At 47.7% G+C, this 19,548-nt stretch carries 14 protein-coding genes; 9 read left to right on the top strand and 5 right to left on the bottom strand.

Translation table 11 applies throughout. From position 1 onward, the window contains the following. Window positions 1-4 precede the first annotated feature (4 nt). From gcvT to FSB75_RS16335, 6 genes are all read left to right on the top strand, one after another. Window positions 5-1,093, top strand: a complete 1,089-nt coding sequence (gene gcvT / locus FSB75_RS16360; RefSeq protein WP_146789686.1) for a glycine cleavage system aminomethyltransferase GcvT — start codon at window positions 5-7, stop codon at window positions 1,091-1,093. 93 nt (window positions 1,094-1,186) lie between these two features. Beyond that, window positions 1,187-1,915 carry a 2-phosphosulfolactate phosphatase gene (locus tag FSB75_RS16355; RefSeq protein WP_146789684.1) on the top strand — a complete coding sequence of 243 codons (729 nt, stop codon included), beginning with the start codon at window positions 1,187-1,189 and terminating at the stop codon, window positions 1,913-1,915. A gap of 176 nt (window positions 1,916-2,091) precedes the next feature. Continuing rightward, window positions 2,092-5,841, top strand: coding sequence for a DEAD/DEAH box helicase (locus FSB75_RS16350; protein WP_146789682.1), 3,750 nt, complete (start codon window positions 2,092-2,094; stop codon window positions 5,839-5,841). Between the two features lie 87 nt (window positions 5,842-5,928). Next, entirely contained in the window at window positions 5,929-7,158 is a 1,230-nt protein-coding gene (locus FSB75_RS16345; protein ID WP_146789680.1) for a DUF1624 domain-containing protein, read from the top strand. Between the two features lie 144 nt (window positions 7,159-7,302). Then, complete coding sequence (locus FSB75_RS16340; RefSeq protein WP_146789678.1) at window positions 7,303-8,892, top strand: N-acyl-D-amino-acid deacylase family protein; 1,590 nt, start codon at window positions 7,303-7,305, stop codon at window positions 8,890-8,892. A gap of 101 nt (window positions 8,893-8,993) precedes the next feature. Continuing rightward, on the top strand, window positions 8,994-11,771 hold the full coding sequence (locus FSB75_RS16335) for an outer membrane beta-barrel protein (RefSeq protein WP_172623187.1): 2,778 nt from the start codon (window positions 8,994-8,996) through the stop codon (window positions 11,769-11,771). Between the two features lie 91 nt (window positions 11,772-11,862). Here FSB75_RS16335 and FSB75_RS16330 read toward each other — a convergent pair whose 3' ends face one another. Further along, window positions 11,863-12,021: a lmo0937 family membrane protein gene (locus FSB75_RS16330; RefSeq protein WP_146789674.1), complete on the bottom strand. Its 159-nt coding sequence runs from the start codon at window positions 12,019-12,021 to the stop codon at window positions 11,863-11,865. 165 nt (window positions 12,022-12,186) lie between these two features. Between FSB75_RS16330 and FSB75_RS16325 the strand changes: the two genes are divergently transcribed. Beyond that, on the top strand, window positions 12,187-12,939 hold the full coding sequence (locus tag FSB75_RS16325; RefSeq protein WP_172623186.1) for an N-acetylmuramoyl-L-alanine amidase: 753 nt from the start codon (window positions 12,187-12,189) through the stop codon (window positions 12,937-12,939). A gap of 156 nt (window positions 12,940-13,095) precedes the next feature. On the opposite strand, the gene FSB75_RS16320 is transcribed toward FSB75_RS16325, so the two are convergent. Then, the gene (locus FSB75_RS16320) at window positions 13,096-13,821 is read right to left on the bottom strand and encodes an ester cyclase (RefSeq protein ID WP_146789670.1); all 726 of its coding nucleotides are present in this window, start codon (window positions 13,819-13,821) and stop codon (window positions 13,096-13,098) included. Window positions 13,822-13,930: 109 nt separating this feature from the next. Continuing rightward, a complete protein-coding gene (locus tag FSB75_RS16315; protein ID WP_172623185.1) occupies window positions 13,931-15,019 on the bottom strand; it encodes an acyltransferase family protein in 1,089 nt (362 codons plus the stop codon). Between the two features lie 166 nt (window positions 15,020-15,185). Here FSB75_RS16315 and FSB75_RS16310 point away from each other — a divergent pair, with 166 nt between their 5' ends. After that, window positions 15,186-15,947, top strand: coding sequence for an SDR family NAD(P)-dependent oxidoreductase (locus tag FSB75_RS16310; protein WP_146789667.1), 762 nt, complete (start codon window positions 15,186-15,188; stop codon window positions 15,945-15,947). A gap of 111 nt (window positions 15,948-16,058) precedes the next feature. On the opposite strand, the gene FSB75_RS16305 is transcribed toward FSB75_RS16310, so the two are convergent. Next, a complete protein-coding gene (locus tag FSB75_RS16305; RefSeq protein ID WP_146789664.1) occupies window positions 16,059-17,126 on the bottom strand; it encodes a DUF6515 family protein in 1,068 nt (355 codons plus the stop codon). 187 nt (window positions 17,127-17,313) lie between these two features. Between FSB75_RS16305 and FSB75_RS16300 the strand changes: the two genes are divergently transcribed. Continuing rightward, the gene (locus tag FSB75_RS16300; RefSeq protein WP_146789662.1) at window positions 17,314-17,535 is read left to right on the top strand and encodes a hypothetical protein; all 222 of its coding nucleotides are present in this window, start codon (window positions 17,314-17,316) and stop codon (window positions 17,533-17,535) included. Between the two features lie 13 nt (window positions 17,536-17,548). On the opposite strand, the gene FSB75_RS16295 is transcribed toward FSB75_RS16300, so the two are convergent. Further along, window positions 17,549-19,543 carry an alpha-ketoacid dehydrogenase subunit alpha/beta gene (locus FSB75_RS16295; protein WP_146789660.1) on the bottom strand — a complete coding sequence of 665 codons (1,995 nt, stop codon included), beginning with the start codon at window positions 19,541-19,543 and terminating at the stop codon, window positions 17,549-17,551. Between the last annotated feature and the right edge of the window lie 5 nt (window positions 19,544-19,548).

Raw genomic sequence — 19,548 nt, 5'->3', positions numbered from 1 at the left:
GGCCATGAAGAATACACCGTTCACCCAAAAGCATATTGGACTCGGCGCAAAGATGGCTGAGTTTGCGGGCTACAACATGCCCATTTCTTACACGGGCATCAACGACGAGCATCACACCGTTCGGCGGGCCGCCGGTGTGTTTGACGTAAGCCACATGGGTGAATTTATTCTGAAAGGGGAAAATGCCTTGGATTTAATTCAACGCGTTACTTCTAACGATGCTTCCAAACTCGCCGCAGGCAAAGCGCAATACAGTTGCCTGCCCAATAACGAAGGCGGCATTGTGGATGACTTGCTTGTTTATTGTATTGAAGAGAACAAGGTTTATATGCTTGTTGTAAATGCAAGCAACATTGAAAAGGATTGGAATTGGATTCAGCAGCATAACGACAAGAAGGTGGAGATGCACAACATTTCCGACGACACTTGTCTTCTGGCCGTGCAAGGCCCGAACGCCACGAAAATTTTGCAACCGCTGACAGACATGGACATCATGAACCTGAAATACTACACGTTTGTAAAAGGCGAATTTGCCGGCGTGAAAAACGTGCTGGTAAGCGCCACGGGTTACACCGGTGCCGGCGGTGTGGAAATTTATTTTGAAGACAAAGACGGCAACGCGGATAAAATCTGGAACGCCATTTTTGAACTTGGTGCGCCGCAAGGCTTAAAGCCAATTGGCCTTGCGGCAAGAGACACGCTTCGTTTGGAAATGGGCTTTTGTTTGTATGGAAACGACATTGATGATACCACTTCACCGCTTGAAGCAGGATTGGGCTGGATAACGAAGCTGAACAAAGAAGCTTTTACGTCGAGAGAAATTTTTCAGCAACAAAAAGTCGAAGGCGTCAAGCGCAAACTCGTTGGTTTTGAAATGGTGGACAAAGGCATTCCGCGCCATCATTACGAAATCTGCGACAAGGATGGGAAGCAAATCGGATTTGTAACGTCCGGCACCCAATCGCCAAGCTTAAACAAGGCCATCGGCATGGGTTACGTCGCCATGGAGCATTCGGCTATTGATTCGCCCATTTTTATAAAAGTTCGGGACAAACTTTTGCAAGCGAAAGTGGTGAAAATACCTTTTGCCTAATTTGAAAATCAGCAAGTACACAAATGTGCAAATGAGGTTTCCGTTTACAATCATTTTCCCATTTGCACATCGTCACATTTGCACATTTAACCCATGAGTAAACCCACTTTATATACCTGCTTTTCTCCCGCACTGCTGCATTTGTACGATGTAAAGAGGACCATCGTTGTCGTCATTGACGTGCTGCGGGCAACGTCCACTATTGCAACGGCTTTGTACAACGGCGCAAGGGAAATTATTCCTGTTGACAGCGTGGAGCGCTGCATTCAACTCGGCACCCAAATCGAATGCATTACCGCCGGCGAACGCGACGGACAAGTGGCGCCCGGCTTGCAATACGGCAATTCCTCGTTTGAATATCCTGAGAGTTTTATCAAAGGAAAAATTCTGGTGCTTACTACAACCAACGGCACCAAACTTTTGCACATGGCGTTGGCCAAAGGCGCCACGGAAATTATCACCGGCTCATTCCTGAATTTATCGGCCGTGTGTGACCATTTGATAGCCATGAAGAAGAACGTGATCCTTGGTTGCGCCGCCTGGAAAGACAAACCCAATTTAGAAGACACGCTTTTTGCCGGTGCGGTTGTTTCGAAAATAAAAGAGCATTTCAGTATCAACTGCGACGCTTCGCACATAGCCGAAAACCTTTATGGCATTGCGAAAGATGACATGTACGAATTCCTGAAAAAGAACGACGCTTCGCATTATCACCGCCTGGCGAATTATGGTTTGGAAAGAGACCTGCGGCAATGCCTTACACCCGACATTGCCAACGTTCTTCCCGAGTACCTTGACGGGAAATTGGTATTGCAGCGGTAAACGCAGTTTGTCCCGCTTTTTTAACGGGAAAATTAGCCGCTATCGTCAGGTTTTCCGAAAAAGTTTCGTTTACTTTTGCCGATTGGCCTGTTTAGAAAAAGTTGGCCGTTGATGGTTGTTTGTTAACCGTTTCGGGGCTTCGATCAACCATCAACAACCAACGGCCAACTGAATCTATGGCATTACCCCATCTTCTGAAATACGTTTACACGCACGGCTCCGACGAAGTTATCCGCCGGGGCAAAAAAATACACGCCATCGGCTTTGTGGAATTGATAGAACACGACGACCTTTTCGGTTCGGCCGTGTTTCGTGTGAAGGACGATAATTATTCTACCTTTTACAAGGTTCACGTACAGCAATATAAAGACCCCAAAACGCTTTCGCTGCGCTGCGCCTGTCCGTACAATTTGGGCGACATCTGCCGCCACGAAGCAGCGTCGCTTATTCGCCTGCAGGAGATGATGGACAAAGGCCAATTGCTGAAAGACGACGTAGCCTACGATCAGCGCCATACCGTGGCCAAAATGAAGGCGATCGAATCCCGAACGGTTCAGCTTTTGTCAAGCCACGAGATTGTTTCGGAAGCCGAAAAATGGTTGCAGGAACACTCGCCGGTAATTGAAAGCGCAAAAGAGGAAACGGTAAAGGCAAAGGTGAAGCTTGAGGATAAAGAGTATTCCGTCATCATTCGCAGAAACGAAGAGCGAAACTTTGATACGAGCAGTGATTACCAGGATTCAGAGCACCTGCTTTGCCTGCCGAAAGTGATTGTGTTCCTGCACCTTCTTCAAACAAAAGGGCAGCATTATTTTGAAACCATCCGCAACTGGGACAAGGAAAAAAACAAGCTGCTCGAAGCCTATGGTTACACGTTGAGCGATGATCTTAAAGGCAAGTTTGAATTCAGCTATAAAGACGGCAAACCTTACCTGCGTGTACTCGACCGCAACATTAAACGGGTAGCTACCCCGGCACCCTTATCTGTGCCGCGATTTGAAAAAATAGAAGTGGCCGAAGAAGAACCCAAAGCAAAAGAACACATCATCGCCAAAAAACTCGGCCTTGTGTTCAACTTTCACAAAGCAGCCTATCCTTTCTTCGGTGTTGATTTGATTGAAGGCGAGATGGACGAAGAAGGCAACTTTGCGGGCAACGTACAAAAGCTTGAATTGTCTCGCTATGTAGAAACCGAACAATACAGCGAAGAAGACAAAAACCTGCTGCAAACCGTGCGCAAACTTCAGGATGCGGAGATTAACAAATACGTGAGCCGTAATTCTCCGTTTGCCGGTTTTTGGGAAAACATCATTCAGCATGAAGACGACGAACTTCCGGCGGAAACAAAGACGCTGATTGCGGAATATCTCTTGCCCAAAATAAAAAAGCTCTTCGTTGAATTTGCCGGCGCACCGGTGTTTGTGCTGCCCAAAGACAAGGCCTTTAAAACGGCTTCGCTACAGAAGGTGGAATTAAGCAACGACTACCTCACGCCAAATTTTAGCGTGAGCAAAAACGGCGACGATTACCTCATTGAATGTTACGTGAAAGCCGACAGCGCACCGCATTCACTGAACGAAAACGAATCCGCTTCGCCACTGGTTTACCTCTACAACTTCCAGCTTTATTTGTGGGAGAACAAAGAAGGCGTGGAGATAGCCGAAAGCTTTTCTGCCGAAGGCACGGAAAAAATAAAAGCAGATGACTGGCCGCAAACGCTGTTGAAAAAAGTAATGCCGCTTACCCGCGAGTACAGAGTTGACTTTGACCGCAGCCTGATTGGCGAAGTAAAAGACGGCGAGCCGGAAACAAAATTGTATTTGCAGGAAAAGGGCGAATACCTTGTTTTCAGCCCGGTTTATACTTACAAGGGCTTTGACGTAAAAGGTGCGGACAAAGGCGAATTAATCATTCCGAATGGCGACAAAGTGGTGGTGGTTCACCGCAACCGCGAAGCCGAAAAAGCCTTCCTGCACAAGTTGGAAATTCTTCACTCCAACTTTGTTTCGTTTGACGATGGGGCGGCACTCGCATTGAAAGGCGCGGAGGTTTTAAAGAACAACTGGTTCTTTCTTTTTGTGGATGCCATGAAGGAAGCAAAGGTTCCCGTTTATGGTTATGAATCGCTGAAAAACTTCCGCTTCAATACCGCAAAGCCACAAACGCACATTTACATTTCGTCGCACACCGATTGGTTTGACGCGAAGGTGGACATTCTTTTTGGCGACCAGAAAGTATCAGTAGCCGAAGTAAAAAAAGCTCTGGCCAACAAGCAGCAGTTTGTACAGCTCAACGACGGCACGTTGGGCATTTTGCCCGAAGAATGGCTGAAAAAATATTCGCTGCTGTTCCGCGTAGGCGAAGGAAGAACAGATAAACTCAAACTCTCACGCTATCATTTAAGCGTGATTGATGAACTCTACGAAGCACGCAACCCGGAAGAACTCACCATTCAGCTCGAAGAAAAATACGAACGCATCAAAGAGTTTGCCGCCATCAAAGAAATTCCGGCACCCCAAAATTTGCAACCCATTCTTCGTCCTTACCAGGTAGCGGGTTTTCAATGGCTCAATTACCTGCGCGAAGTTTCCTGGGGCGGCATTTTGGCCGATGACATGGGCTTGGGTAAAACGGTACAGGCACTTTCCTTTCTTCAATATTACTACGAGAACAACGACGGCGAGATGAAGGCGCTTGTTGTTTGTCCCACTACGCTCATTTACAACTGGGAAAACGAAATAAAAAAGTTCACGCCTTCGCTGGAATACTACATTCATCACGGCTCCTTGCGCAGCCGGCAAATTGACGAACTTCTGAAGCATCACGTCATCATTACCACTTACGGTACACTGCGCAGCGACATCAAACTGTTTACGGGGATGAAGTTTGATTACGTAATCCTCGACGAATCGCAAGCCATCAAAAACCCAACGAGCAAGGTGACGAAGGCGGCATCATTGCTGAACGCAAAGAACCGCCTTTGCATGAGCGGCACGCCGCTGCAGAACAACACCTTTGACATTTATGCGCAAATGAATTTTCTAAACCCCGGCATGTTGGGTTCTGTCGAATTCTTCCGCCAGGAATTTGCGATACCAATTGACAAATTTGGTGAGCAAGAGCAGAAAGAACACCTCAAAAAAGTATTGTACCCTTTCATCCTTCGCCGCACAAAAGAACAAGTAGCGAAAGACCTTCCCGATAAAACCGAAACGGTTCTTTTCTGCGAAATGGATGATGAGCAGCGCCGCATTTATGATGCATACCGCAATGATTTTCGTGCGAAGATCATGGGCACCATCGAAGAGCAAGGCATCTCAAAATCGCAGTTGACAATTCTGCAAGGCTTGATGAAGCTGCGGCAGATTTGCGACTCGCCGGCCATTTTAAACGAAGAAGAAAAACTCCCGAATCATTCCATCAAACTCGAAGAATTGTCAAGAGAGATCACGGAGAATATTGGCAACCACAAGGCGCTTGTGTTTTCGCAATTCCTCGGCATGTTGGCGCTCATTAGGGAAAAGCTTACGGAGCTTGGCGTGAAGTACGAATACTTCGACGGCAGCACCTCGGCGCCTGACAGGGAAAAAGCGATTCAGGCTTTCCAAAACGATGAAGAAACAAGAGTGTTTTTGATTTCATTGAAAGCCGGCGGCGTGGGCTTAAACTTAACCGCGGCGGATTACGTGTACATCGTTGACCCGTGGTGGAACCCGGCGGTGGAGCAACAAGCAATAGACAGAACGCACCGCATCGGGCAAACGAAAAATATCTTTGCCTACCGCATGATTTGCAAAGACACCATTGAAGACAAGATTATGCAATTGCAAGAGAAAAAAAGAGCACTGGCAAAAGAACTCATTGCCGATGATACGTCGTTCGTGAAGGCGTTAACGAAAGAAGACGTGGAGTATCTCTTTAGCTAAAGCCACCGGCACATCCCTCTCGCTCAATTAAAAAATTGTTCTATCTTGACGGGTAGCAACGCTGCTCAGCTTCTTAAAACCACTGCCATGCCAACGCTTCTTACCGCCGCGCCACCAAAGGCTCCCGTCCTTCTATCAACGCAAAACGAAAAAGCTTTCCGCATCAACAGCATTGATCTTTTGCGCGGGCTGGTGATGGTGATTATGGCGCTTGATCACAGCCGCGACTTTTTGCACACCACCGCCTGGACCGACGATCCGCTGAACCTGCAAACGACTACCCCCTTGCTTTTCTTCACGCGGTGGATAACACATTTCTGTGCGCCGGTGTTTGTGTTCCTTGCGGGCAGCTCCATTTATTTTCAATCGGGACGAAAAACAAAAAAGGACCTAAGCTTGTTTTTGTTGAAGAGGGGTTTGTGGCTTCTCTTCATTGAAATCGTCATCATTAATCTGGCCTTCAGTTTTGATCTCACCTACAACACCATCGGCCTGCAAACCATCTGGTCCATTGGCATTAGCATGATTTGTATGGCCGCCATTATTTGGTTGCCTTTTAAGGCCATCCTTGCTTTGGGATTGGTCATTATCCTCGGGCACAACGGTCTTGACTTTTACGAAAAAGGCCACGACAATAACTACAATCCTGTTTATCTTTTTCTACACCATCCCGGCATGTTGCACCTCGGTGCTTCGCACAACATTTTGGTGCTTTATCCTTTCTTATCATGGGTGGGTTTGATGACGATGGGCTATTGTTTTGGACGATTGTTTATGCGGTACGAAGGCGCAGCGCGGCGGCAAATGCTGCTTCGTTTAGGCTTTGGCGTGATTGCTTTCTTCATTGTTTTAAGAGCCATCAACATTTACGGCAATCCCGAACACTGGACACAGCAAAAAAATGTTCTTTACACCATCATGTCGTTTATTGACGTACACAAATACCCGCCATCGCTTTTGTACATGTGCGTCACCATTGGCCCGGCACTTTTGTTTTTGGCAGCAGCCGAAGGCGCAAAGGGAACGTTGTCGAAAGTGATTACTGTTTACGGTCGCGTGCCTTTCTTTTATTACGTGCTTCACTTTTTTTTGCTGCACGCCGTGGCTACCGTTTTCTTTTTTGCCAGCGGACATACAATGGCCGAAACGAAAGACCTTCCGCTGCTTGTTCCCAAATTTATTATTCCCGGGCAAGGTTATTCCCTGGCCGTTGTGTATGCCGTTTGGCTAAGCGTGGTTGCGTTTCTTTATCCGTTGTGCAAATGGTTTAGCGATTACAAGCAAACGCACCGCGATTGGTGGTTGAGTTACCTGTAAGGTTGGTGGCTTCGTATTGTGCAAAGATGCTTTTCGCTTTCGTTCTACCTTCTATTTGACGAAAGTTTGTGGAAATAAAGGTTTTGCCTTCATCACGCCAACCACAAACAACAAACCACAAACGACAAAGCCTTATTTTTAAGCATGAAGCCTTTTGTTTTTCTTCTTTCTTTTTTCGCGACAGTTCATCTTCACGCACAAACAACGGTTGATGTTTTAATTAAAAATGGCCGCATTCTCGACGGCACGGGCAACTCCTGGGTTTGGGGCGACGTTGCCGTGAAAGACGGGAAGATTTTTCGCATCGGTAAAAACCTTTCGTTGCCCGCCAAAAAAACGATTGATGCAAATGGTTTGATCGTCGCTCCCGGCTTTATTGACGTGCACACACACATCGAAGGCGAAGAATCAAAAAATCCAACCGCCGATAATTTTATTTACGACGGCGTGACCAGCGTTGTTACCGGCAACTGCGGCTCGTCCAATGTTGACATAAAAGCGTATTTGCAAAAGCTCGATTCAATAAAACTTTCCATCAACGTGGCTACGCTCATTGGGCACAACGACGTGCGCAAAGCCGTGATGGGAACGGCCAACCGCAAGGCAACCGATGACGAAATAAAAAAAATGCAAGCCCTTGTGGAGCAAGGCATGAAGGACGGTGCAGTTGGCTTTAGCACAGGCCTCATTTACATTCCCGGCACGTATTCTTCAACCGATGAAGTAGTGGCACTTGCCAAGGCTGCGGCTAAGTATGGCGGCGTTTACGCCTCGCACATGCGCGACGAAGGCGACAGCGTGGTGCAGGCCATTAACGAAGCCCTTCACGTAGGCCGCGAAGCAAAAATGCCGGTGGAGATTTCGCACTTTAAATTAAGCGGACAACAAAATTGGGGACGCAGCAAAGAGACCGTTCCGATGATTATAAAAGCAAGAGAAGAAGGTCTCGATGTAACCATTGACCAATATCCGTACACGGCCAGCAGCACTTCGTTAAGCACTCTCTTGCCCGATGAAATTCTATCCGATGGAGGGGACTCTATCAAAGCAAGATTGGCAAGGCCCGAAACGAGAAAGTACATCACGGATTACATGCTGAAGAAATTGAAAAAACGCAAGCTCAAACATTTCAGTTATCCCGTGGTGGCTTTTTACAAAGCCGATACAACCTACAACGGCAAGAGCATTGAAGAAGTAAACCTGTTGATGGGCCGCAAGCACAAAGCCAAAGAAGAATCAGAAACCGTGATGGACATGATGAGCAAGGGCGGCGCTTCAATGGTCTTTCACGGCATGAGCGAAGAAGACGTGAAACGCATCATGCAATATCCTTTCAACATGTTTGCGTGTGATGCATCCATTCGTGTGTTTGGACAAGGCTCGCCGCACCCACGCGGCTACGGCACCAACGCAAGAGTGCTGGCCAAATACGTTCGCGAGGAAAAAGTGATTTCATTGGAAGAAGCTGTGAGAAGAATGACCTCTTTGCCCGCACAAAAGTTCGGCTTTAAAGACCGCGGTCTTTTGCGTGAAGGCTTTGCCGCCGACATCGCGGTGTTTGACGAAAAAGAAGTCACCGATCTTTCTACTTACGAAAAGCCGCACGCTTATTCAAAAGGCTTTCGCTACCTGCTGGTGAATGGACAAATGGTGGTAGAGGAAGGGCATCATACCGGCGTGCGCAGCGGCCAAACGCTTGTGCCTTCAAGAAGCGATGCAGCACCTGTTTTGTAAAAACAGGTTTTACGTTAAAGCGAGGCCCATCGTTTCCGCGATACTTTTTATCGGCGTCCTTCGTTCTACCTTTACGCTGCCAAATGAGATGGTATTGCTTTGTGACGCTGCTTCTTCTTGCCGGCCTCCTCTTGCCGGCACACGGTTTTACACAAGCAAAGGACGACAGAGTTTTTAAAGCCGTCGTCGTTGATTCGCTGGACAAAACGCCGCTGGAGAACTGCACCGTTTCCCTGCAAACAGAAGGCTCCAAAAAATTTATCACGGACGAAGACGGCTCTTTCTCTTTGAAGCTAAAAGCCGACACGGCTTTCCTTCTCTTGCAACACGTTGGCTATGCCGAAAAGCGGTTTGCGCTCTTGCAGAGAAACAAGAAAAGCATTGACACAATTCTTCTTTCGCCTTCGTCAACGATGATGAAAGGCGTGGTGGTTAAAGCAAAACTGCCGTTGGTTGTGGTCAGAGGCGATACAACGGAATACAACGTTGACTCCTCGATGTTTGAACCCTTTGACGTGGTGGAAGATTTGTTGAAACGATTGCCCGGATTGGAGATTGACGCACAGGGTAAGATGACTTTTCACGGCAAACCCATTACCCGCATTTTGGTTGACGGCGAAGATTTGTTTGGCGGCGATCCGAACTTCTCAATGAAAAAACTACCGGCGGGCATGGTGGCAAAAATCCAGGTGATGGACACCAAAACGCTGGAACAAATTTTTAACAACATACCCGCCGACGGCGAAGACAAAACACTCAACATAAAGCTCAAGGCCGGAAACAAAACCTTTGGCAATGCCGCCGCCGCCGCGGGAACAAAAAACAATCTTGAAGCCGATGCCAACATCAGCCGGTTTAACGAAAACAAAAGATTAAGTCTTACAGGCGGCTACAACAGCAGCAACAAAACGGGGCTATTTAAAGTCTCCGGCGGACCCACCAGCTCGGAGTTAAACGCCGGCGTTAATTACGGTGATAAAATCGGGAAGCTGCGCTTCAATGGCAGTTACGCCTACAATCAAAGCACAAGCAGCAACGAAACCTACCGCGAACGAACGCAGCTAATTACCACCGATACTTCTTTCTTTACCAAAGTGGCCTCGCATTTCAACAACACTTACGGCAATCACCGCGTCAGTCTCAACGCTAATTTGTGGATTGATTCGTCAAGCATTTTGGACGCAACGCTGTCGTTCAACAAAACGAAAAACAACAACGAAAACAGCAGTTCCTCGCTCACAAGCGAAAACGGTTTGTTGCGCAACGAAAGCCGCAACAGCGCTACATCAAACGGCGAAGGACAAAACGTTTCGGCTTCGGTAACCTGGCGAAAATACCTGAACCGCAAAGGGCGCAGTTTGCTTGTATCGGCGCAGGCGGCCGGCGCCGGTCAACAATCAGAACTCTTCTCGCAATCAACCAACACTTATTTTGTCAACGGCTTTCCTGTCAGCGGCGACACCCTGAACCGTCAAACAAAAAACCAAAACAAAACAGAATCTTATTCGGCAAATTTTACCTACACCGAGCCTCTTGCAAAAAACCTTCGCCTTAATTTAACCGGCAATTACAACCGGTCGCAGCAAAGCAACGACCGCGTGATTTACAACCTTGACAGCGCAACGCACAAAGCCGCTTTCGACAGCCTGTATTCGGCCACGGTCATCTCCACCGATGCAACAAAAAGTGTCGGCGCTTCGCTTCACTTCACCAACCAGAAATGGAACGTCAGCAGCGGCTTAACAACGCTTTGGCAACGCACGGTTCGCAGCCTTCAAAAAGAAAACCTTCAGCAAGACCTCCTGCGCTACTCGCCCACCCTTAACGCAGCCTACGCAGTGGGGAAGGGAAAAATGTTGAGGGCCGCTTTTTCAGCCGTTACCATTCAGCCCTCTGTTGATCAATTGCGGCCTGTGCCCGACAACAGCAATCCGCTCTACATACGTCTGGGTAATCCAGCCTTGCGAACGGCCTTCTCGCAGAACTATTTACTCAGTTACAATTATTCAAACAACCGCACGACGCTGATGGCCAGCGCTGCTTATGCACCGGTGAACAACCAGATTGTGAACGCAACAACCTACGACGAATACCGACGCGTCACATCTCAATACATTAATGTGCAAGGCGTGTTTAACGCAAGAACCAATCTTAGCTTTTCGAAACTTTACCAACAAGACAAAAGCTTTATCAACTGGAACACCTCGTCGGGCTTCGCATACGGCCGCCAAATTTATTTCCAATCGAACAAGCGCTACGATTCGCGCAATTACTCAGTCAACGCAACGCTGTCTTTTTCCAAACACGGGCAAGGCATTCGCTCCTCCGGTTTTACGCTGTCGCTTGCGCCGATGGTTTCGCGCAACTGGACGCCGGCTGATGAAACAGTGCTCAACACCACAAGGCTTTCCCTTTCACCAATGGCCGAAGGCAGTTGCAAGCTGCTTCGTTTTGTTTACCTCACAACGTCGTACCGCCTTTGGTACAACCGGCTCGATTACCATTCTTTGCTTCGGCGCAACGACGAATACAGCCTGCACACGTTAAACAATAGCTTGCGGTTCCAGGTAATGAAGCGATGGTGGGTGCAAGCGGCGCTTTCTTATCAATACAATACACAGGCACCCGACGGGGTCAATAAGGGACAGTTCAACAGCAATCTTTCGGTAAATGGCCAGGTGGCCAAAGGCCGCGGACAAATCAGCGTAACCGCTTTTGATTTACTGGCTACCAAAACGGCCTTGCAACGGGTGGTAAGCGAAACCTACATTGAAGATGTACAGACGAACAACCTCCGCAATTATTTTACCCTGCGGCTACAGTGGGGTTTCAGCAAACTTGAGCGACGGCAGAAAGCTTCAATGCCCGATATGAAATAATCGTCTGCGCAAAAAAAGAACGGGCCGCCTTCTTTTCGCAGCTCGTTCTTTTGTCGTTTGCGTTGCGTGATTTCTGTTGTTTTGCTGCAGATTACACGCCCCTGCGGCCGCTTAAAAGTTGTATCAAAAACAAGATAATGGCAATGACCAACAGGGCATGAATAAGCCCGCCGGTTACGTGAAAGGCAAACATGCCCAACAGCCATCCAATGATGAGAATTACGGCGATGATGTACAACAGATTTCCCATGTGAATTTGTTGTTTAAATGAAGAAGAAGGTTATCGCTTATTCTTCTTAAAATAACCTTGCCAAACTACAGTCTTGCTTTTAGAGGAACGGCAACGTGGTTTATTTAAGCAGCAGGAGTGACTATATTTATGCAACCGGTACGGGCCTTTAAAAATCACATTCACATGATTCGTTTTACCTGTTTGACGCTCTCGTTTATCCTTTGCTTTAGCGGTACCGTTCGTAACGAAAAAAAAGATGCCAACGCAGCAAAAAAGAAAATTACGGTTGTCTGGCAGCCCTCGCACCAAACCGATACCGGCGTGGATTTTAGTGAGGCCGAAACCTGCAACGGCATTGCTACCGCAGCCATGAAGCTAACCGTTCCGTCGGGTAAAGTAAAGCTGAAAGAATACAAAGTATGGAGTTTAGGCCGTACTGATGTGCATCACGCCGACAGCGGCAGCAACACAAAAATTGCGCACACAGCGGCGGTGGTTGACGGGAAGATTTCGGGCTATGCTTACGAGTTGAAGGAAGCGGACGAAAAACATCCCGAAGTATTTATTGCCGTGCACAACAACGGCGGCACACGTCGTCATGCCGTGTGGGGGTATGTTCATTATGGCGATACTTATGAACCGGTGAACCGTGATTTAGCGGCTCGTTTGGTAAAAGCCATTTGCACGGCCACGGGCATGGAAGATCGCGGCGTTTTGGTTGACAGCACCACGGGCCGCAACGATTACCGCTGCGCCAGCACCGGCAAGCTTTCCTTTTACAGTCTTGACGAAAACGTGAACACGGCTCCTTACCGCGTTTTATTGGAGATTGGCGACAACGCCGCGAGCCATGAGTTTTTAAAGAATTCGGCCAATCAAAAAATCATCGGCGAAGCGATTAAGAAAGAATTGGTGAAGTGGCTGGAGGAGCGATGAGATTTATTCTGCCGTTTGCGTTGAATCGCATAACCAGAACAAGTTTCTTTTAAGGGGAAAAAGATCACACCGAATACGGTAACGCAAAACAATTGGTCTCGCATGAGAAACAAACATCGCAGGCCTTGCAACCCGCGATGTTTGTTAGGTGAAGCATCATATCACTTGTTTCAAAATTTCGCGATGGCTGCGCTCTACTAGTGGTTTGAATTGTTCGTACCAGGCCTGCCATTCTTCGGCCTTCATGCCGCCGGTTAGCGCCGCTTCGCAATCGGTCAGGCTGTTGAAGCCTTCTTCAAAGATGAGGCGATAGGCATCTCCGGTAAAGTCGGAAAACACTCTTGCCTGTGCGTTGTCCGGCATCAGACCTTTGTCCATCGCTTCCTGCAACAAGGCTTTGGCGGTTTTAAACTGGCCAAATTTTAAGTGGAAAATGTCTCTTACGAGATACGTGGCTTTTTGTTTAGAAGCGCTGACGCCCAATTGCTGCATGAGCACATCGGTTGACGTATAAATGTGTGCCTCTTGGATAAGCCCATCTTTTAAATAGTACGTTAAGCAGAGCGGGAAATCAACCTCTTTGCCGGTGGCGGCAATGCCGTTGTAATTGCCGGTATGTTTCCCTTTCACGCGGGCTTCCGCCACGGCCTTTTCTTCGGTAACGGCGTAATTCACCAATTCGGCTTTTGCCTCAAACAGAACGTGGTAAAAGAAGTGCAGCATGGCGCCTATTTCGGCCCTGCCCTTGTAGGTTTCGCCGGTGTTCATGTTGCGGAAAACGGCGTCATCGGCCAGGTACTTTACGTCGTGGGTTTGAAAATAATCGAGCAGGTTCTTTTGCGCAAGCGTGAGGGCTTCGCTTCGGAGCATTGTTTCTTCCATGATGAAGTTTTTTGAGGTGAAGAAATAGGGCTCTCGCAGGGTGGTTGTTTCTTGTTCAGGGGATAAAGGCGCCGTGTTTAAAGGTAAGATTTTGAAAGACGTTGTGCCTTTAGCTATAAACAAATTGCGCTTTTAGTTGTAAGAATGGTTTTTCAATCCAGCGAAAAGAAGCGGCCGCAATCAAAACCGTAAAAAGGATGATGAGCGGCAGTTGCAACAAGTGCAGGTTGTATTGAAAGAGCTTTGGAAGCGAGCGGGAATAATGCGCAAGCACGTACTTATCAACATAATCATCAAAAAAGAATTGAATCAACAAATGGAACAGGTAAATGCCGTAGGAAATTTTTCCCAGGTAACGAAGCGACGCCGTTTGCAAAAAGCGGCCAAAGCGGCCTTCGTACCCGAACACACCCTGTGCAATGATAAAAAAGCAACAAACCGAAACACAAAGACGAAGAAAAGTCTCTTCAAACAAAATCCTGTGCGGATAATTAAAGGCGGACAGCAGTAGAAAAAGCACAAAAAACAAGGCCGGAACAAAACGCCACCGCATCGCTTTTTTTAAAAGCGGCAGATGAAACAATTTTACGTAAGCAAGAAATGCCCCAATCCCTAGCGCATCAAGTGCCGAAGGCATTGACCGGTAATTGTAGATGTGATAATTGTGGTAATTGACAATCGTGGTTACCCACCGGAACAGTACCGCGGCAATAATCACAGCCATGATCAGGTGCTTGTGGAAACGCGGTTTGATGAGCAAAAGCATAAAAGGCCAGAAAAGATAAAACTGTTCCTCCACGCAAAGCGACCAAATGTGCGAAAGATAGCGGCCTTCCACTCCGGAGGAAGCATTGTAAAAATTGAGCGTATAGGTGAAGGCATAACCGCAGTAGGCGCGGCATCCATCAAGGTTAAAGCCTATTGCCAATAAAAGCACAATATAAAAAATGGGAAAGATCCGCAGGGTGCGTTTGACGTAAAACGATTTAATCATACGCTTCGGCTTTTCCTGAGCACATATTTGTTTCAGCAGAATTTCCGTGATTAAAAAACCACTAAGAACAAAAAACAAATCAACGCCCCAAAAACCCAAGCCAAGGGTATCGCGGAAAAAGGTGAAAGGAAGGCCGTGTGCAAGAATAACAGCAAAAACAGACAGGGCTCGCAAGCCGTCAAGCTGTTGGTAAAATACTTTCAAGGTATGATGGTCTCGGTTGAAGGTTTGCCAATCGCCACAGAATGCCGGTATAAGCAATAAAAAATCGGGCCGTATTGCAAAGGCAAATCAATGCAGGACCATTTCTTCCCGGAGCAGAACGTCGTACAAACTTTTCTATAAATAGCTTTGTTCAAAATTTAACCGCATGAACGAAACCAGAATAGCATTGGTCACCGGCGGTAGCCGCGGCCTGGGAAGAGACATGGCACTAAGCCTTGCCCGCAAGGGACTGGACATTATCCTCACTTACCGCAGCAAAAAAGAAGAAGCAGACGAGGTGGTAAAACAAATTGAAGCTCTCGGCAGAAAAGCCCTGAGCCTGCCTTTGGACATGAACGCTTTTTCCTCGCTCGAGGCTTTTGTCAAAGCATTGATCATTGAACTAAAAACCGTTTGGCAAACCGAAGCCTTTGATTACCTCGTAAACAATGCGGGCATGGGCGCCACCGTTCCGTTTGAAAAAGTAACCGAAACCCTCTTCGACGAGTTTTTAAACGTGCATTTCAAAAGCGTTTATTTCTTAACGCAAAAATTGCTGCCGCACCTGAAAGAAGGCGGCGGCATCGTCAACATCTCCAGCGGCACCACCCGCTTTGCCAATCCCGGCTATTCGGTTTATGCGTCCATGAAAGGCGCTATCGAAGTCCTGACAAAATACTGGGCAAAAGAACTGGGGCCGAAAGGCATTCGGGCAAACGTAGTTGCACCGGGACCCGTTGAAACGGATTTCAACAACGCGGCCATCCGCAGCAATCCACAAATGAAAGAGAGACTTGCGGGGCTTTCACCACTTGGCCGCGTGGGCACAGCCGAAGACATTGGCAGCGTGGTGGCCTTTCTTTGCACTGATGAAGCAAAATGGATTAACGGGCAGCGCATCGAGGTAAGCGGAGGGATAAACGGATAATGCCAATTGATAATAAGCAACAGGAAAAGTCAAAGACGTTTAATTGAAGATAACCGCCATATAAAAAGACCCACAATGCTGTGGGTCTTTTTATAAAAGGCATTGAAAAAATTATTGCTTTTCTCCCATGCCCACGATCTTGTAACTCGTGTTGCCATCGGAAGTCTGCGCTTTAAAATAAGTATTGTCAGGCGATAGGTACAACTGTTCGCCGTTAATCGTTACTTCCTTGCAACCGTCGGGCAGTACGGGAATCACATCGCCCACGTGCAAAGCCGGCTGCTGCAAGTCAGAAACACCGGCCTCGCTATTGTTCACATGCCCGTATTTTCCCACCACGGTATAAACTACCTCGTTTTTACTGTTGGTGCCTTCTTTGTAATAAGTGCCGTTGAACTCGTAAAACTTCTCGCCGTTAATAGTAGCCACAGTCGCGCCTTTCGGCAACACGGATACCTGAGCACCCAGCGGCGCATCAATCACTTCATACTCGTTGTCGTTGTAGTTTCTGTAATAAATGCCGTCGTAGTAATAGTAGCGAGTGGGACCGATATAAAAGGGATGGTATCCGATCGGCAAAATGTTCACATGAATGCCAATGGGCGCAAACACCGGTTCGTAAAAACCGTTGTAATAGCCAAAGAACAGCCCGCTGTGATAATAATAGGGATAACCACCAAAACGGATGGTTAAGGCACCGTATGGTAAAACCGAATAACGCGGCGCACCGTAATAGGCCCAACGACGCGGTGCGTAACTGTAAGCAGACGAATAGCGATAATTGTTCACAACACGGGCGTTATTGTAAACGGGTGTGTTGCGCGAAACCCGTTGCTGGCTGAAACCGTTGTTGACTCTTGATTGATCCATTCGCCAGTCGGTAGAAGAGCGAACCACGTCGCGGTTGTCGAAGTTCCGACTTTGTCGGCCGGGCGTTACCGAACTTACGCGGTTGTCAAAGGATTCGCGCCGGCTTTGGCGATCGAAGGAAGCGTTGTTTTGACGGCTTACGGAAGACCCGCTGCTAAAGCCACCGGAGCGGCGTTCATTGCTACCGCCCCTGTCAAAGCTTCTTGAACCGCCACCGTCGTGGCGCTCGCCACGCTGTGCGTTGGCCGAGCCGATGAAAGCCAAAGCAATGAATGTGCTGAGAGCAAATTGTTTTATTGGCGTATTCATAAAGGTAAATTGTAGTTTGTTAGAGCAAATTAGTAACCTAAAGTTTAAAAAGTTTTGGCGTACTGCGTTAAATAGGGTTAATAATTTTTTCCCAAAAGGAGAGGCTGAAAAGAAAGCGCTGGCGTAAATCGGTGAACGGAGGAAAAGAGCCGGCGTTTAAAGGAAAAATCTTCTTTACATTTTCAGCATGAAATTCTTAAACGTTTACTGCGAGGACCGCAAGGCCGAGGTGTTCGTCAGTCTCGATAAAATTGTTCTAATAACAAAAATTGCTGAAGGCGAAAGCAGCTTAATTGAAGTGGAAGGTGGCAAAACGGAAGCAGTGAAGGTGGCAATGACCGCAGAAGATCTGGTGCGCAAAATTAACGGTGAAGACAGACCGGGTGTTGGCTTCCGGCGGTCCTTGTAGATAAGCTTACAGGCTAGTAGGCCAACAAACGCAGCATCGTTTCATCCAGCCTTGCTTTTGCTAAAAAAGTTTTCTCCAGCTCTGTATTAAACGGTACCGGCGTATCCAGCGATGCGCAACGCATCACCGGTGCATCCAGATATTGAAAACAGTGTTCCGCAATCCACGCGGCTATATCGCCACTAATGCCGCCAATTAACGTGTCTTCGTGCAACAACAAAACCTTTCCTGTGCGTTTAACCGATGCTTCTATGGCTTCGTAATCGAGCGGCAGCAAGGTTCGCAAGTCGAGTATGTCAATGGAGACATCAGTGTGTTCCGTTGCGTATTCTTCTGCCCAATGCACGCCGGCCCCGTACGTGATTATCGAAATGTCGTTGCCGGTTTGCACCACTCTTGCCTTGCCAATTTCTACTTCGTAATATTCTTCCGGCACTTGTCCGTTCACGCTTCGGTACAAAGCTTTGTGCTCAAAATACATCACCGGATTTGGGTCGTTGATGGCCGCAATCAGCAAACCTTTTGCGTCGAAAGGATTAGAAGGATAAACCACCTTTAAACCCGGTGTGTGCACAAACCAGGCTTCGTTTGATTGCGAGTGAAAAGGCCCGGCGCCTACGCCGCCGCCCGTTGGCATGCGTATCACTACGTCAGCGTTCTGGCCCCAACGGTAATGGACTTTTGCAAGGTTGTTCACGATTTGATTAAAGCCTACCGAAACAAAATCCGCAAACTGCATTTCCACAACGCTTTTAAAATCTTCAAGCGATAAGCCAAGTGCGGCGCCCACAATCGCACTCTCGCATAAAGGAGTATTGCGCACTCTCGCTTTTCCAAATTCTTCCACAAAGCCTTCGGTAATTTTAAACGCACCGCCGTATTCGGCAATGTCTTGCCCCATGAGAACAAGATTGGAATGCTGTTGCATGCATTGATACAAACCTTCTTTAATGGCGTCTATCATGCGCAGTTCTCGTGACGACGTTGAGCGTTGAGCGTTGAGCGCTGGCCGTTGGTTATTAATCACGGTTGGCGCATGTACGTCTCTTAGTTCATCGTTGGCGCTTACCATCGTTGGGCGACTGTTGAACCCAATTTGCAACGCCTCTTCAATAGCGGTTTTCATTTCTTCCCGCGTTGCAAGAACATCCTGATCCGTCAACACGCCTTCATTCAGCAACCACACTTCATAATTTTTTATCGGGTCTTTCTCCTGCCATTGTTCAAACAATTCTTTCGGAACGTATTTGGTTCCGCTGGCCTCTTCGTGCCCGCGCATTCGAAAGGTGGTGCATTCAATGAGGTAAGGTTTCTGTTCGCGAATGCAATAATCTCTTACGCCTTTTACGGTATCATAAACGGTTAAGATGTTGTTGCCATCAATCACTACGCTGTCCATGCCGTATCCTTTTGCACGATCGGCCAACTGCGCACAACGGTATTGTTCACTCGTTGGTGTACTTAATCCGTAGCCGTTGTTTTCAATGATGAAGATGACGGGCAAATCCCACACAGCCGCTACATTAAGCGCTTCGTGAAAATCGCCTTCGCTGGTTCCGCCGTCGCCGGTAAAAGCAAGCGAAACTTTTTTTTCTTGCTTGAGTTTACAGGCCAAAGCAACGCCGTCGGAAACGGCCAACTGCGGACCAAGATGTGAAATCATGCCGCAGATGCGATGCTCTTTCGAACCAAAATGAAAGCTGCGTTCGCGGCCCTTGCTGTAGCCGTCCTGCGCACCTTGCCATTGCTTGAAAAGCTTGTGCAGCGGCATGTTTCGCGAGGTAAACACGCCAAGGTTCCGGTGCAAAGGCATGATCCATTCGTCTTGCTGTAAAGCCATCGTTGCACCGACACTGATTGCCTCTTGCCCGATGCCGCTGAACCATTTGGAGATGCGCCCCTGTCGAAGAAGCACAAGCATTTTTTCTTCAATCAAACGTGGCCACAATAAATTTTTATAAAGAGAAATGAGTTCTTCGCTTTGCAACGAACTTTTTTGAAACTGCATGAAGC

The organism is Flavisolibacter ginsenosidimutans, from assembly GCF_007970805.1.
Taxonomy (GTDB): domain Bacteria; phylum Bacteroidota; class Bacteroidia; order Chitinophagales; family Chitinophagaceae; genus Flavisolibacter; species Flavisolibacter ginsenosidimutans.
This window is presented reverse-complemented; position numbering and strand designations above follow the sequence as displayed.